At 65.6% G+C, this 14,616-nt stretch carries 15 protein-coding genes; 3 read left to right on the top strand and 12 right to left on the bottom strand.

What is annotated here, in order from left to right; genetic code table 11:
- Positions 1-4: 4 nt before the first annotated feature.
- The 3 genes from J2T07_RS01570 to J2T07_RS01560 form a co-directional block, all read right to left on the bottom strand.
- Entirely contained in the window at positions 5-1,096 is a 1,092-nt protein-coding gene (locus tag J2T07_RS01570) for an ATP-grasp domain-containing protein (protein WP_306846803.1), read from the bottom strand.
- A 58-nt stretch (positions 1,097-1,154) separates the two neighbouring features.
- Positions 1,155-1,328: a hypothetical protein gene (locus J2T07_RS01565; RefSeq protein WP_306846802.1), complete on the bottom strand. Its 174-nt coding sequence runs from the start codon at positions 1,326-1,328 to the stop codon at positions 1,155-1,157.
- Between the two features lie 289 nt (positions 1,329-1,617).
- Positions 1,618-3,135 (bottom strand): MDR family MFS transporter, encoded by a 1,518-nt coding sequence (locus J2T07_RS01560; protein ID WP_306846801.1) that lies wholly within the window; start codon positions 3,133-3,135, stop codon positions 1,618-1,620.
- 114 nt (positions 3,136-3,249) lie between these two features.
- Between J2T07_RS01560 and J2T07_RS01555 the strand changes: the two genes are divergently transcribed.
- Together J2T07_RS01555 and J2T07_RS01550 are read left to right on the top strand one after the other, a co-directional pair.
- The gene (locus J2T07_RS01555) at positions 3,250-3,912 is read left to right on the top strand and encodes a TetR/AcrR family transcriptional regulator (protein WP_306846800.1); all 663 of its coding nucleotides are present in this window, start codon (positions 3,250-3,252) and stop codon (positions 3,910-3,912) included.
- A gap of 29 nt (positions 3,913-3,941) precedes the next feature.
- Positions 3,942-4,610: an HAD hydrolase-like protein gene (locus J2T07_RS01550; protein WP_306846799.1), complete on the top strand. Its 669-nt coding sequence runs from the start codon at positions 3,942-3,944 to the stop codon at positions 4,608-4,610.
- 11 nt (positions 4,611-4,621) lie between these two features.
- On the opposite strand, the gene J2T07_RS01545 is transcribed toward J2T07_RS01550, so the two are convergent.
- From J2T07_RS01545 to zwf, 6 genes are all read right to left on the bottom strand, one after another.
- The gene (locus J2T07_RS01545) at positions 4,622-5,995 is read right to left on the bottom strand and encodes a serine hydrolase domain-containing protein (protein WP_306846798.1); all 1,374 of its coding nucleotides are present in this window, start codon (positions 5,993-5,995) and stop codon (positions 4,622-4,624) included.
- 133 nt (positions 5,996-6,128) lie between these two features.
- Positions 6,129-6,890, bottom strand: a complete 762-nt coding sequence (locus J2T07_RS01540) for a LytR/AlgR family response regulator transcription factor (RefSeq protein ID WP_306846797.1) — start codon at positions 6,888-6,890, stop codon at positions 6,129-6,131.
- Positions 6,887-7,915 carry a sensor histidine kinase gene (locus J2T07_RS01535; RefSeq protein WP_306846796.1) on the bottom strand — a complete coding sequence of 343 codons (1,029 nt, stop codon included), beginning with the start codon at positions 7,913-7,915 and terminating at the stop codon, positions 6,887-6,889. The genes J2T07_RS01540 and J2T07_RS01535 overlap by 4 nt, the downstream gene beginning before the upstream one ends.
- A gap of 121 nt (positions 7,916-8,036) precedes the next feature.
- Positions 8,037-8,537 (bottom strand): peptide-methionine (S)-S-oxide reductase MsrA, encoded by a 501-nt coding sequence (gene msrA / locus J2T07_RS01530; protein ID WP_306846795.1) that lies wholly within the window; start codon positions 8,535-8,537, stop codon positions 8,037-8,039.
- The gene (msrB, locus tag J2T07_RS01525) at positions 8,534-8,995 is read right to left on the bottom strand and encodes a peptide-methionine (R)-S-oxide reductase MsrB (protein ID WP_306846794.1); all 462 of its coding nucleotides are present in this window, start codon (positions 8,993-8,995) and stop codon (positions 8,534-8,536) included. The genes msrA and msrB overlap by 4 nt, the downstream gene beginning before the upstream one ends.
- A gap of 121 nt (positions 8,996-9,116) precedes the next feature.
- Positions 9,117-10,604, bottom strand: coding sequence for a glucose-6-phosphate dehydrogenase (gene zwf / locus J2T07_RS01520; protein WP_306846793.1), 1,488 nt, complete (start codon positions 10,602-10,604; stop codon positions 9,117-9,119).
- Positions 10,605-10,850: 246 nt separating this feature from the next.
- Between zwf and J2T07_RS01515 the strand changes: the two genes are divergently transcribed.
- On the top strand, positions 10,851-11,597 hold the full coding sequence (locus tag J2T07_RS01515; RefSeq protein WP_306846792.1) for a glucose 1-dehydrogenase: 747 nt from the start codon (positions 10,851-10,853) through the stop codon (positions 11,595-11,597).
- Positions 11,598-11,607: 10 nt separating this feature from the next.
- On the opposite strand, the gene yjjX is transcribed toward J2T07_RS01515, so the two are convergent.
- The 3 genes from yjjX to J2T07_RS01500 all read right to left on the bottom strand — a co-directional run bounded on the left by yjjX (position 11,608) and on the right by J2T07_RS01500 (position 14,570).
- Positions 11,608-12,168: an inosine/xanthosine triphosphatase gene (yjjX, locus tag J2T07_RS01510; RefSeq protein ID WP_306846791.1), complete on the bottom strand. Its 561-nt coding sequence runs from the start codon at positions 12,166-12,168 to the stop codon at positions 11,608-11,610.
- A 13-nt stretch (positions 12,169-12,181) separates the two neighbouring features.
- Complete coding sequence (gene pgm / locus J2T07_RS01505; protein WP_345783953.1) at positions 12,182-13,828, bottom strand: phosphoglucomutase (alpha-D-glucose-1,6-bisphosphate-dependent); 1,647 nt, start codon at positions 13,826-13,828, stop codon at positions 12,182-12,184.
- Positions 13,829-13,931: 103 nt separating this feature from the next.
- The gene (locus J2T07_RS01500; protein ID WP_306846790.1) at positions 13,932-14,570 is read right to left on the bottom strand and encodes a response regulator transcription factor; all 639 of its coding nucleotides are present in this window, start codon (positions 14,568-14,570) and stop codon (positions 13,932-13,934) included.
- Between the last annotated feature and the right edge of the window lie 46 nt (positions 14,571-14,616).

Genomic DNA, 14,616 nt, shown 5'->3' with positions numbered 1-14,616 from the left:
TCGCCTATTCGAGCGTGAACAGGGAGCGTTCCGGCAGGTTCGTCCGTACGCTGGCTCGCAAGGACGCGTAGCTTTCCGACTGCCAGAAGGCCTCCATCGAGACGGACGCCAGCGCATCGATGGAGGCATCGGTGCGCCCGGAGACCAGCAAGGCGGTCATGCTTTGCAACACCGGGTACCCGGGCAGCAAGTCCTCGACGAACAGGAACTGGCCGGCCTGGTTCACCTCGAGGAAGTGGAAATCCCCTTGTTTGTCGACGGCAAGGTCGATGCATCCGAACACGAGGCCGAGTTCGCGCATGAGCATGCTCAGCTTCGCTTCGACACCGGCAGGCAAGGTTATCGCCTCGACGCGGAAGGCCGGGTCCTTGCCGTGTCCCCGCCAGTCGACATACGCCTCGCCCTGCCCCTTGCCCAGGCTCATCGCGAACACACGATCGCCGATGAAGGTGACGCGTACGTCGTGGCGCTTCTCGATATAGCGCTGGTAGATGCCTGGGCAGACCGCGATGGCCTCCGCGGGTAATTCGCTGTCGCCGTTGAGCAAGGTGACACCCACGGCGTGCATCCTGCCGCTGGAACGCTCCTGCCATTGATGCACGAGGAAACTCTTGAACACCACCGTTCCGCAGCGCCGGATCAGTGCAGCCACCTCGGCGACGTCGGTGGTCACCAGCGTCTCCGGGAACGGAATACCCAGCCGCCGGCAGGTATCGAGTTGCACGAGCTTCAACTCCGCCCGTTGCGATGCCGCCAGCCCATTGACCCATAGCGCGCCGTCGTAGGCCGCCTCCAGACTGAAGACATTTCGCTGGAACAGTTTCCACTCCCATGTGGCGAAGTTCCTGTCTTCCTCCGCGCAATCGGGAACGGGGTCCTGCATTCGCCGGTTCCACACGGAACTGACGCTGTCATCCGCGAGCAGCGAATCGCTGAACGACGTACCGTCGCCTCCCGCGCGCACGCTGTAGTGGACGCCTCTCTGCGCGCGTAACGACGGCGTCCATATAGGCTCGACGCCTTGCCGGCGGATAGCCCACGCCAGCGCGCATGCATGCGGATCGCTCGAAGGGGCCAGGATCAGGGGACGACGCATGGAAGCTCCCATGAAGATGCGCCCCGCGGGTGCGGGGCGCGGGATCGGACGATGCGTATCAGCCGCCGATGATGCCGATTTCCGGTTCGGGACGGTCCGGATCGGTATAGATGGTCAGGAACAGACCACCCTTGTCGTCTTCGGAAACCGCGGTCACCTCGAAGGCGCTGAGGCGGGCGAAGGCACGGGCCTTGGTGGATGCATCGTGGAACTGCGAAGCGTTGTTCGTCATAGCGGGGAACTCCTCGGTGGATCGCACGGTGTTTGATCGTAAGGAATAACGCTGTAGCCCAAGCGCCTTGGCGACGGGGCCGACCGATACTACGTCGCCCGATGGCCATGGAAAGCGTCTGATCGCCATCTCTGCCGGAATTGCGCACGCCCCTCTACTGTGGAGGCCACTTCAGGCGGGAGCCGACCCTGTCGGCGATGGGTGCTTGCCGCAACCTGGCCCGCTGCCGCGGGATCGCCGACGAGGTCGGCTCCCACGGCAGCTCTCCACAATGGCTACTGCCGCCTCATCAGTGCGCGCGGCGTAGCGGGACGTCGCGCAGCCACCAGGCCAGGACGAACGCTACCGCCATGACCACCGCCGCCACGTGATACACCGTGTGCAGCGAGGCGCCGAAGGCGTGGATATAGCGATCGTGGATCGCCGGCGGCAGCGCGCGCACCGCATCGGGTCCGAGAGAGTGCGGCGTGCGTGGGCCCTCGGGCATCACGTCGTGCAATCGCGACTGCAACCCATTGCTGAAGATGGCCCCGAATGCCGACACACCGATGGATCCGCCGATCGAACGGAACAACGTGACCCCCGATGTCGCCACGCCGAGGTGCTTCATCTCCACACTGTTCTGCGTGGCGAGGATCAACACCTGCAAGACCATGCCCAGACCCAGACCGAGAAAACCGGCATAGAGATAGATCAGATACAGCGGATCGCTGTCGCGCACGGTGCCGAGCAGGACCAGGGCGATCCCCGAGATCAGGGTACCCACGATCGGAAACACACGGTACCGGCCGAACCGGCTGATGAGGCGGCCACACGCGATCGAGCTGACCAGCACGCCGCCCATCAGCGGCAACAGCTGCAGGCCGGCACCTGTCGGCGACACGCCCTTGACCACTTGCAGGTACAACGGCAGGTAGGTCGTGGAACCGAACAAGGCCGTGCCCACGAAGAACCCGATGAGGCAACTCAGCAGGAAGGTGCGATGGCGGAACAGATGCAGCGGGATGATCGGCTCCACCGCCACGCTTTCCTCGTAGATGAAACCGACCACGCCGAGCACCGCGAACGCGAGGATGAACCACAACTGCGCCGAATCCCAAGGCAGCGTGGTGCCGCCCTCGGTGGTGAACAGGATGAGGCAGCTCAATGCCAGCGCCAGCCAACCCGCGCCCCAGTAATCGATGGCATGGCGGACGTGGCGCACGTGCGGATGGAACACCGCGGCGATCACGGCGATGCACAACACCCCCAATGGCAGGTTCACGTAGAAGATCCAGCGCCAGGAGAGGTGGTCGACCATGAAGCCGCCGAGCAAGGGACCGATCACCGTGGCCAACCCATAAACGCCGCCGAACAATCCCTGGTACCTGCCGCGATCGGCCGGAGGGATCACGTCGCCGATCGACGCCATGGTCACCACCAGCAAGCCACCGCCCCCCAGTCCCTGCAAGGCACGCATCAGGATCAGTTGGGTCATGTCCTGCGCGAGGCCGCACAGGACGGAGCCGATGAGGAAGATCACGATGGCCGTCTGGAGGACGATCTTGCGGCCGAACAGGTCGCCGAACTTGCCATACAGCGGCACGACCACCGTCGACGTCAGCAGATACGAGGTCACCACCCATGACAGCTGGCTCAAGCCTCCCATCTCGCCCACGATGGTCGGCAACGCGGTCGAGACGATGGTCTGGTCGAGGGCGGCGAGCAACATCACCAGCATGAGCGCGGTGAAGAGCAGGCGCAGCGAAGGCGGCGGCGCGATGACAGCTGGCGTCTCGGCGGCATCCAGGGCGGTTTCGGTCGTCACTACGCGATGCCTGCAATTAATTAAGTGATGAGTTAATATATGTCCGGCATCTCATGAGGTCAAATGTCCGGCCGTTCATGGTATCCATGCGGTCATTCGACTCCCGGAGACACCGTGGTCACTTCCGCTCCTCGCAAGGCCCGCCGTCCGGGCCGCCCACCCGCCCAGCCTGACGGCCCGGACCAGCGCGAGCGGCTGGTCGGCATCGCGCTGGAGTTGTATGCGCGGCAGGGCTACACCGCGACCACACTCGCCGCGATCGCACGCGCCGCCGGCATGACTCCCGCCGCGGTGCATTACTATTTCAAGACACGCGAACAACTGTTCGACACGATCTTCGACGAACACATCGCACCGATGCGGGCGCGGATCGACGACATCTTCCAGACGCACGCGAACGACCCCGTTGCGGCGTTCGCGCGCCTCGCCGAGCGCTTCGTCGAACTGGCCGCCGAGCATGCCTGGATGGGTCCGGTGTTCTTCGGCGAACTGCTGAGCGACCACGACCTGTTCAAGCAGCACCTGCGCAAGCGTGTCAAGGCGAGTCGCCAGGCTGCCCTGGTCACGGCCATTCGCCGGTGGCAGGACGAGGGCCGCCTGAACAAGGCACTCGATCCCGCCCTGCTGATGACCTCGATCCTGAGCCTGACCGTCTTGCCGATGACCGCGCTGCGTAAATGGAAGGACGACCCCCTGCGCAAGCACATCGGGCCGGAGGAGATCACGCGGCACGCGGTGGCCCTTCTCGGCCACGGGCTGGCGGCGCCGAAGGCGTAGAATCGGTGTCTTTCGCGCGGAGCGGTACCTTGTCCTTCCCCTATTCCCTCGTCATCTTCGATCTCGACGGCACGCTGGTCGACAGCGCGGCCGACATCGCCGAATCGGTGAACCGCACATTGCGCGACTGGAAGCTGCCGACCTACGACACGGGACAAGTCACCGCCTGGATCGGTGAGGGCTCGCGCAAGCTCATCACCTACGCCTTCCGCCACGCGGGAAGCGACGCGGATATCGACGAGGTCATGCCGGGCTTCCTGGCGCATTACGCGGAAACCGCGCTCGACGGCGTCGCCTACGACGGCGTGGTCGAGACGTTGAAGTCGCTTCACACGCAGGGCGTGAAGCTGGCGGTATGCACGAACAAGAACGAGGAATTCGTGCGCCCGTTGCTGGAGGTGCGTGGCATGCTGCCCTTCATCGACGGCATCGTCGGCGGCAACACCTTGCCCGAGCGAAAGCCCAGCGGCGTGCCCCTGCGCCATCTCGCCAGCGAAGCCCACGTGCCGATCGAACGGAGCCTGATGGTCGGCGATTCCGAGAGCGACGTGCTCGCCGCGCGCGACGCGGGCATGGACTTCGTCTTGGTGAGCTACGGCTATCGCAAGTCGCTCGACCTGCATGGCGCCGGCGCGGTGGCGGTGATCGACCGCATGCCGGACCTGCTGTCCCTCGCCTCCTCCGAGGCCGTCGGCTAACCCGGCATGCCTCACCGCGTGGCCGCGATGGCCGCCTCGATCAGGCCCACGTCGTCGACGATGCCGTAGTCGGGCGGCGCGGAGTAACCGAAGCGCACCACCACCAGGTGCTCGGACGGCACGATGTAGATGCGCTGGCCCATGGTGCCGCTGGCGAAGAACCCGTCCTTGGGAAAGCCACCCTCGACGCGCCGGCGTGCCACATCGCTCGGCCCGTCGTTGGTCCAGAAACCGGCGCCGTAGGGGGCTCCCAGCGTGGAGGTCCGCGACCAGCCCACCCAGCCCTCGGGAAGCAGCCGCGTGCCGTCCGGTGCGATGCCGTCGCGCAGGTAGAGCATGCCGAAGCGCGCATAGTCGCGGGCGCTGGCGTACACATAGGTGGAGCCGACGAAGGTTCCCTGCCCGTCGAATTCCATGGTGACCTCGCCCATGCCCAGCCGGTCGAACAGTTCACGCCGGGCGAATGCACGGAGCCCCGCGGGACCTCCGCCCACCTTTTCGCCGAGCAGGCGGTCGAGCAGTACCGTGTTTCCCGACGTGTATTCGAAGGACGAGCCCGGGGGTTCCTTCGCCGGTTGCGCGGCGGCGAACCCCGCCATGTCGGCATGCAGGAATTCCATCCTGGCCACGGGACTGAAAGCCGATTCGGCTTCCTCGATGGCGAGCCCGCTGCGCATCCGCATGAGGTCTTCGATCGTGATCGCGGCGCGTGCGTCGCCCGGCGCCTTCCACTCGAGCGCACCCACGGGCTGGTCCGCGCGCAGCCTGCCCTTCCGCGCGAGGATACCGAGGAAGGCATTGGTGAACGACTTGGCGACGGAAAAGCTGATCAATGGCGTGTGCACGCCGAATCCAGGCGCATAGCGTTCGGCGATCACGCGGCCATCCTTCACCACCACGACCGCTTTCACGCGCTTGGGGGGCTCGCCCGGCGCGTCCTGGAAGACGCGGTCCACCGCGGTAGCGATCGCGGGTTGCGCGGCGGCGACGACATCGGCGGGTGCGAATCCATCGGCAGCCGCCACGGCATGGCTCGTCGCATCGGCGGGCGGCGGTCGGTTGCCGGGCAAGACGAGACGGCAACCGTACCCGGGTACGAACTCGGCGCGAGCCAGCGACCGGAACGGCCCGGAAACCTCCACGCCGGCCGGATCTAGCGACACATGCGGCGTGAGCAGGCGGGCGGCGGTATCGCCGATCATCGGCGTCACCAGTTCGTCGTACGTCCGCTTCGGGTCCTGATTTCCCACGAAGGTCATCGAGCAGACGTGGTGGGCCGCGACACCGGCGGCGACACGCAGCGCCTGGTCCGGACGGAACACGGCCCATCCCATGGCGCCGAGCGCGACGAGGACTCCGATTGCGACAAGGGCTTTCTTCGCCACGACTGATCTCCGGCAGGTGGACGGAGTGTGGAACGGCGTGCCTCGCCCACAGGCGTCGCCAGGGACGAAGTCAGGAGCGCCGGGGACGAAACCCCGCCAGGAAGGACGCGGCGACGAGGAGAAGAACCACGGATCAGGCCCTGAGTGACAGGCCCTCGGGCAGGTTCGCGAGGTAGCGGCGCGTCCAGGTGACTCGCGCACCGTCGGCCAACAGGAGCCGCCGTTCGCCATCGGGCCAGGGCTGTACCTCGCGCACCGCGTCGAGACGGACGATCGCCGATCGGTTCACCCGCACGAAATGACGCGGATTCAAGCGACCCTGCATCGCGTCCAACGTTCCCCGCAGCCGATGGGACGCGCCATCCACATACACGTCCAGGTAGTTGCGGTCGGATTCGATGCGGTCGATACGCTCGACGCGCACCAGTTCAGCGGCGTCGCCACTGGGCAGCAGCAGGCGATCCAGATAGCGCTGCGGAGGCGGTGCGTCCCCCAGCAGGCCGTCCACGCGTCCTGCGATCCCGAGCGCGGGTGCCACCTTGTCACGCAAACGGGCCAAGGCGCGGGCGAAGCGCTCCGGTCCCACCGGCTTCAGCAGGTAGTCGAAGGCATGCACCTCGAAGGCGCGTACCGCCTGATCGTCGTGCGCGGTGACGAAGACGATCTCCGCCGGCAATGGATCGCCCAAGGCCTGTAAGACGGCGAAGCCATCGAGGCCGGGCATGCTGATGTCCAGGAAGACCACGTCGGGGCGGTCGCGCTGGATCAACCTCACCGCTTCGCGGCCATCGGAAGCTTCGCCGATCCATTGCACGCCCTCGCTTTCCGCAAGGTAGCGGCGCAGCTTGGCCCGCGCAGGGGCCTCGTCGTCGACCACGACCGCGCGCAGGCTCATGCGGCCTCCCAGCGCCTGGCCGGCAGCCAGACGCTGACAACGCTGCCGCCGCCGACCACCGGCTCGAGCCGCACCCCCGCCTCTTCTCCATAGAGGTGGCGAAGCCGCGCCCCGACATTGCCCAGGCCGATGCCGTGCCCCGGCCGGGCCATGGCACCGCTGCCGCCGTCATCGCGTACGCGAACGGTCAGCCGGCCGGCTTCACGCGAGGCGTCCACGCGCACGCGCCGTCCATCGCCGGAGCCACCATGTTCGATGGCGTTTTCCACGAGCGGCTGGAGTAGCAGGAAAGGAATCCGCAGGTCGTCGAGCGAGGGATTCGTCTCGACCTGCACGTCCAGCCCGTCGCCGAAGCGAACGCGCTGAATGTCCATGTATAGCGAGACCAGTCGCCATTCTTCGGCAAGACTGTGCTCGTGGCTGGATGCGGACAACGTGTTGCGCAGCAATTCGCCGATACGTGAAAGCATTTCGTCGGCCACGCGCGGCCGTTCGTACATCAGTTCCGACACGGCGTTGAGCGTGTTGAAAAGGAAATGCGGATTGAGTTGCAGGCGCAAGGCGTCCAGCCTCGCCTCGGATAACGCGGACTCCAGTTGCACGGCCCGCAGCTCACGTGCCCGCCCTTCCCTATAGCGATCGAACAGCCACACTCCAGCCACGATCACCACGTAGAAGAACAGCTGCGTCGGCATCTCCATCAGGTAACGCCAACGCGTCGGCGGGTAGGCGAACTCCGGCATGCCGGCCGCGCGGAACACGACCTGGCGGAAGGCGATCATCAAGCTGGTCTGGGCGATCGACAGCGCGAGGAACAAGCCCGCGTGCGCAAGCCAGGTACGCGGCATGCGCCGCAGCATCAGGAACAGGGCCGGCAGGAACACGCCGAAGCTCAACGATCCGGTGAGTTCGTCGATCAGCTTGGGCGTAAAGAGGGACGGATGGCCGTTGGCGACGTCGATGAGATACCGGTTGGTGGCGCGCAGGACGCCGATCGCGACGAGCAACGCAAACCAGGGCCACACGCCGTGGCCATGTCGCCAGGACGGTCGAGATCCCGTACCGATCGCACTCTCCATGCCTTGCCCGCCCCCTGCGTTGCCAGCACCCCGCGGCTCTTATACCAGAGCCGGGGGTGCTGCCGGGTCAAGTGGCGCGGCGGGGCAGCACCCAGTCCGGCCGGATGAAGTGGCAGGTGTACCCGTTAGGGTACTTCTCCAGGTAATCCTGATGCTCGGGCTCGGCTTCCCAGAATGGCCCGGCCGGCGCGACCTCGGTCACCACCTTGCCCGGCCACAGGCCGGAGGCGTTCACGTCGGCGATGGTGTCCTCGGCCACGGCCTTCTGCGCGTCGTCGAGGTAGAAGATCGCCGAGCGATAGCTCTCGCCAAGATCGTTTCCTTGCCGGTTCAGCGTGGTCGGGTCGTGGATCTGGAAGAAGAACTCCAGCACCTTGCGGTAGCTGAGCTTGTCCGGATCGAACTCGATCTCGATCGCCTCGGCATGGTTGCCATGGTTACGATAGGTGGCGTTGGGCACGTCGCCACCGGTATAGCCCACGCGGGTGGAGATCACACCCGGCTGCTTGCGGATCAGGTCCTGCATGCCCCAGAAGCAGCCGCCGGCAAGGATGGCACGCGATGTCATGCGACACCTCCCTTCGCGTCGGCGAACAGGCTCGCGTACTGCCCGTAGCCTTCCTTCTCCAGGTCGGCCAGGGGAATGAAGCGCAGTGAGGCGGAGTTGATGCAATAACGCAGGCCACCGCGGTCGCGCGGGCCATCGGGGAAGACATGGCCCAGGTGGCTGTCGGCGTGGTTCGAGCGGACCTCGGTCCTGACCATGCCGTGGCTGGCATCCTGCTTCTCGATGACATGCTCGTTTTCGAGCGGCTGGGTGAAGCTCGGCCAGCCGCAGCCACTGTCGAACTTGTCGAGCGAGGAGAACAGCGGCTCGCCCGAGACGATGTCGACGTAGATGCCCGGCGCGTGGCTGTCGTGGAACGCGTTGTGGAACGGCCGCTCGGTGCCGCTCTGCTGGGTGACCCGGAACTGCTCGGGGGTCAACTTCGCCAGCGCTTCGGGGGTCTTGCGATACTCGGACATGGAGGCCTCCAGGGGAAGGAAGGTTGCCTGGGAATGGGGCTCGGGGACCCTCTTCCCGGCACTCTCCACATAATGTGGCCGCCCGTCTTGGATGCAATGGGACAGGCGGCCGGGAGGCCCTTCAGGCGGCGATGTCCTCGACCCACTGGTGGCCCGCCTGGCGCAGCAGCTCGCGGGCCGAATCGGGGCCCCAGGTGCCGGCTTCATAGGTGTCGGGACCGTTCTCGTCCTCGCGCCAGCCTTCCAGGATCGGCGTCACCCACTGCCAGGCCGCCTCGGTCTCGTCCTTGCGGACGAACAGCGCGGGGCTGCCCTTCACGGCATCCAGCATGAGCCCCTCGTAGGAATCGCGATAGCGGATGCGGCCCGGCTCGCCGAGCCGGGACAACGCGTCGACCTCGTCCAGGCCGAAGCTGTCGCCGGGATGCTTGACGAACAGCGGCAACGTGACGCTTTCGTTCGGCTGCACGCGGATCACGAGGCGGCTACCCGGCCGCGCCTCGCCGAACAAGCCCGGCTCGCCCGCCCGGAACTGCACGACCACCTCGGTAAGCTTCTCGGGCATGCGCTTGCCCGAGCGCAGGTAGAAGGGAACGCCACGCCAACGGGCATTGTCGATCTCCGCCTTCAAGGCGACGAAGGTCTCGGTGTTGCTGGGCGTCTCGCCCGGCAGCTCTTCGCGATAGGCAGGCACCGGCTTTCCGCCTGCCGTTCCCTGCACGTACTGGCCGCGCGCGACGTTCGCCCGCAAGTTGTCGCGATCGAGCGGCTTCAACGATTTCAGTACCCGCACCTTCTCGTCGCGCAGCGCATCGGCATCGAGCGACACGGGGCGTTCCATGGCGACCACCGTGAGCACCTGCAACAAGTGGTTCTGGATCATGTCGCGCAACGCACCGGAACCGTCGTAGTAGCCGCCCCGGCCTTCGAGGCCGACGGTCTCGGCGGCGGTGATCTGCACGTACTCGATGGAATCACGATCCCACATCCGTTCCAGCATCGGGTTGGCGAAGCGCAACGCGATGATGTTCTGCACGGCTTCCTTGCCGAGGTAGTGATCGATGCGGAAGATGCTTCCCTCGGGGAAGTAGCGGCCTACGCCTTCGTTGACCTTGCGCGCCGTTTCCAGGTCGGTGCCGATAGGCTTCTCCAGCACGATGCGCGACGACTCGCTGCGCAGACCCTTCTCCGCCACGTTGCGGGCGATGTCACCGTACAGGTCCGGCGCCGTCGCCAGATAGAAGACGCGCACCCGGTCGGCGGCGGCGTTCGATACCAGCAGGGACTTCAGGCCCTCCCAGTTGCCCGTGGATTCGGCGCCATTGAGGCTCACATAGTGAACCATGCGCAGGAACCGGTTCACCGTCGCGTCGATGAGTTCGTCGGCGCGCACGTGTTCGTGTAGCGCCTGGCGCGCTCGCTCGCGGTAGCCTTCATCGTCCAGCGGCGAGCGCGCGGTACCCACGATGCGCGAATCGGCGGGAACCTGCCCTTCGGCGAAACGCCGGTACAGCGCGGGCAACAACTTGCGCATCGTGAGGTCGCCGGTGGCGCCGAAGATGACGTAATCGAAAGAATCGACGGGTTCGAGCGAGGTGGAACTGTTCATGAGGGGGCATCCGATGGCGATTGGGTGGGGCGGCATGCTGCCGTCACCTCGACCCGGACATGAATAAGGCGCCGTTGGCGCCTTTCAAGTATGTCTTTCCCAATCACCATTGCCTTGGCGGCATAAGTGTTATGAGCCGAAAGGTATGACAGCTCGCACGGCCTCGTCCCCATGGATCGGTGCAGGGCCCCGCAGCGGGGCCGACCGCCCGTTGGCGGACTCTCACTTGGTCCAAGGAACATCAACATGAGCAAGCTCAAAGACAAGGTCGCACTGGTCACCGGCGCATCCAAGGGTATCGGCGCGGGCATCGCCAAGGCGCTGGCGGCCGAAGGCGCGTCGGTGATCGTGAACTACGCCTCCAGCAAGGCGGGCGCCGACAAGGTCGTGGCCGAGATCGAGGCGGCCGGTGGCAAGGCCGTGGCCGTGGGCGGCGACGTTTCCAAGCAAGCGGACGCGGAAAACCTCGTGGCTAAAGCCATCGAGCACTTCGGCCGTCTGGACGTCCTGGTGAACAATTCCGGTGTCTATGAATTCGCCTCGATCGAGGTGACGACCGAGGAGTTGTACCGCCGTACCTTCGACATCAACGTGCTCGGCACGCTCCTGGTCACCCAGGCCGCCGTGAAGCACCTGGACAAGGGCGCCAGCATCATCAATATCGGCTCCACCGCCACCCGCATCACGCCGCCCGAGAGCGCGGTCTACACCGGCACCAAGGGCGCGGTGGACGCGATCACGGGCGTGCTCGCCCGCGAACTGGGTCCGCGCGGGATCCGTGTGAACGCGGTGAATCCAGGCATGGTGATCACCGAAGGCGTGAAGACGGCGGGCATCGAAGGTTCCGACTTCGAGGCCTTCGCGGTCAGCCAGACGCCGCTCGGCCGTGTCGGCCAGGTGGACGACATCGCTCCGATCGTCGCTTTCCTGGCCTCGGACGACGCGCGCTGGATCACCGGCGAGCTGATCATCGCCTCGGGCGGCATGCGCTGAACCCGGACAGCTAGACGCAAGGCCGGAGCCCGTAGAGCTCCGGATGGAGGAACGGCGCCATCGCCAGCACCATCGCCTGTGTGTACGCGCTCTCGCGCGTGGCATGGCCGTCGGTGACCAGGCCGATGGCGCCACCCTGCTGCTTGATGTTCACCGTGTCGAACAGGCGGTCCATCACGTCGCCGAGTTCCTCGCCCTCGAGCAGGGCTTCGTAGACCGCCGGTGGCAAGGGCAGCCATGCGCTGCACCCGACGGATACGTCGACGCCATTCGCGATGGCGACGTAGCCGAACGTACCGGGGCCATCCTCGGTCACGTCGACGCCGCCTTCCAGCGCGACGTAGAAATCGGCGTCACCATTCTGCCGACAGAAGTTCATGCGATTGATCGCGCCCTCGCGGGTTTCCGCGGCGGACATCGGTTGGTCGTGCACGCCCGAAGGCGCATGCATGCCCTCGCACTCGACCAGGCGGCCGGGGAACAGGGGTGCCAGCGCGTTACGCACGGCGCCGATCTTGACTGGATTACGCGAGCCGACCAGGACCCTGATCGGCGTGTTGTCGGTGGACATCGGAACCTCGGTATCAGTCGGAGAGCGCGCGGTCGACCATCGCCTGGGCCTCGGCGAGGATGGTCTGCAGATGTTCCTTGCCGCGGAAGCTCTCGCCATAGACCTTGTAGATGTCCTCGGTGCCCGAGGGACGCGCGGCGAACCAGCCGTTCGCCGAGATCACCTTGATGCCGCCGATGGGCTGCCCGCCCGCCTTGTTGGTTACCTCGACGATCGGATCACCCGCGAGGGTCTTTGAGGTGACCTGCTCCGGCGCGAGCTTCGACAGCTTCGTCTTCTGCGCATGGTTGGCCGGCGCATCGATGCGCGCATTGGCCGGGTCGCCCAGCTGTTTGGTGATGTCCGAATACAGCTCGCCTGGATCCTTGCCGAGACGAGCGGTCATCTCGCCGGCGAGCAAGGCCGCCACGATGCCATCCTTGTCGGTGGACCATGCCGACGCGTCCTTGGCCAGAAACGATGCGCCGGCGCTTTCCTCGCAACCGAATCCGAGGCTGCCGTCGTACAGGCCCGCGACGAAATACTTGAAGCCCACCGGCACCTCGCGCAACGGCCGGCCCAGGTGCCCTGCGATGCGGTCCAGCAGCGCGGTGCTGACCGCGGTCTTGCCGATGGCCGCGTCGGCACGCCAGCCGGGACGATTCTGGAACAGGTACCAGGCCGCGGCCGAGAGATAATGATTGGCTTGCATCAAACCCGAACTCGGCGCGACGACGCCATGCCGGTCGTGGTCCGTATCGCAGGCGAAGGCCACGTCGAACTTGTCCTTCAGGCCGATCAGCCGCTGCATCGCAAACGAGGACGATGGATCCATGCGCACGCGGCCGTCCCAGTCCAGCGACATGAACGAGAACGTCGGGTCGACGGTCTCGCTCACCACCGTGAGATTCAGGCCATAGCGCTCGCCGATCGCGCTCCAGTAATGGACGCCCGCGCCACCGAGTGGATCGACCCCCATGCGTACGCCCTTCGCGCGGATGATCTCCAGGTCGAGCACGTCGTCCAGATCACCGACGTAGCGCTGCAGGAAATCGAATTCGTGCGTGGTTCCGGCCTTGCGGGCCTGGGCGAAGGGAAGGCGCTTCACCTCGCGCAGGCCGCCTTCGATCAGGGCGTTGGCACGCGCCGCGATCCATGACGTGGCGTCGGTATCCGCGGGACCGCCATGGGGAGGGTTGTACTTGATCCCGCCACTCTCGGGCGGATTGTGCGACGGGGTGATGACGATGCCGTCGGCACGACCGCTCTCGCGGCCGCGATTGTGGACCAGGATGGCGTGCGACACCGCGGGTGTCGGCGTAAACTCGCCACCGGCGGAGATCCGCGTCTGCACACCGTTTCCAGCCAGCACTTCCAGGGTGCTTTCAAACGCCGGGCCGGACAACGCATGGGTGTCGATGCCGACGAACACCGGACCGTCGACGCCATCCTTCGCGCGATATTCACAAATCGCCTGGACCACGGCCAGCACATGCCATTCGTTGAACGAACGGTCGAACGAGGAACCCCGATGACCGGACGTACCGAAGACCACCCGCTGTTCGGGCACGGATGGCTCCGGCTTGAGGTCGTGGTAGGCGGCGAGCAAGGCCGCCACGTCGACAGGCTGGCTTTCCGTGGCGGGTTTTCCCGCAAGTGGGCTGATCTTGGCACTCACCATGGCTCTCCTGGGATCCGGTCCCCCAAGCATACGACGTGTTTTGAGAAATCTTCCATGTCCGTCGCGTCCCGCGATGGTTATCGTGGTGTCCGACGATGGCGCATCACAAGCGCAACCGTTCGATGTACTCGAAAATTTCGGCATCCGTGTCCAGCCGCAACTTTCGCATCGCGTTCGATTTCTGCTGGCTGACGGTCGACAGTCCACGCCCCGTCGCCTTGGCGATATCGGTGACGCTGTTACCGGCGGCGAAGAGCCGCAGGATCTTCAGTTCGCGTGGTGAAAGGTCGGCCAGTGTTCCGGACTTGCCCAGCGGCTCGCCATGTGGCGTAGCGACCAGATCGCGCACCGAACTACCGAGGTAGACATGATTCGACAGGATTTCCATCAACGCCTCGGGAATTTCCCGGGTGTCGCCGGACTTGCCGATGAGGCCGAGCACGCCTGTCCCGATGATCTCGCGATACAACGCCGGATTGGCCAACGTCGTGATCACCATCACGGGAAGCGTGGGATGCCGTCGGCGTATCTCGTGCAGCAGCGCCAGGCCGTCGCGTCCAGGAGCAGGCATGCTGAAGTCGGTGATCAGCGCATCGCAGGGCGTCACCGCGAGCAGGCCGAGGAGTTCGTCAGGCGACTGTGCTTCTCCTACCACCGTCGCAAGGCCATCTTTGGCCAGGGCGAGGCTGAGGCCCTTCAACACGACGGGGTGATCGTCGGCCAGAATGACACGGTAGACCATGAGTGATCCATCCTTTCTTGCTTGTCCAACCACCCACGTGCCGGTC

Origin of the sequence: Luteibacter jiangsuensis (assembly GCF_030812295.1) — a bacterium.
In the GTDB taxonomy this organism is placed as follows: domain Bacteria; phylum Pseudomonadota; class Gammaproteobacteria; order Xanthomonadales; family Rhodanobacteraceae; genus Luteibacter; species Luteibacter jiangsuensis_A.
This window is presented reverse-complemented; position numbering and strand designations above follow the sequence as displayed.

What these genes read in the sequence shown, in the direction of transcription:
- J2T07_RS01500 (WP_306846790.1), bottom strand. Translation starts at nt 14,570, where the DNA reads ATGGTCTACCGTGTCATTCTGGCCGACGATCACCCCGTCGTGTTGAAG.
- msrB (WP_306846794.1), bottom strand. Translation starts at nt 8,995, where the DNA reads ATGTCCGAGTATCGCAAGACCCCCGAAGCGCTGGCGAAGTTGACCCCC.
- yjjX (WP_306846791.1), bottom strand. Translation starts at nt 12,168, where the DNA reads ATGTCCACCGACAACACGCCGATCAGGGTCCTGGTCGGCTCGCGTAAT.
- J2T07_RS01570 (WP_306846803.1), bottom strand. Translation starts at nt 1,096, where the DNA reads ATGCGTCGTCCCCTGATCCTGGCCCCTTCGAGCGATCCGCATGCATGC.
- J2T07_RS01565 (WP_306846802.1), bottom strand. Translation starts at nt 1,328, where the DNA reads ATGACGAACAACGCTTCGCAGTTCCACGATGCATCCACCAAGGCCCGT.
- msrA (WP_306846795.1), bottom strand. Translation starts at nt 8,537, where the DNA reads ATGACATCGCGTGCCATCCTTGCCGGCGGCTGCTTCTGGGGCATGCAG.
- J2T07_RS01515 (WP_306846792.1), top strand. Translation starts at nt 10,851, where the DNA reads ATGAGCAAGCTCAAAGACAAGGTCGCACTGGTCACCGGCGCATCCAAG.
- pgm (WP_345783953.1), bottom strand. Translation starts at nt 13,828, where the DNA reads ATGGTGAGTGCCAAGATCAGCCCACTTGCGGGAAAACCCGCCACGGAA.
- zwf (WP_306846793.1), bottom strand. Translation starts at nt 10,604, where the DNA reads ATGAACAGTTCCACCTCGCTCGAACCCGTCGATTCTTTCGATTACGTC.
- J2T07_RS01540 (WP_306846797.1), bottom strand. Translation starts at nt 6,890, where the DNA reads ATGAGCCTGCGCGCGGTCGTGGTCGACGACGAGGCCCCTGCGCGGGCC.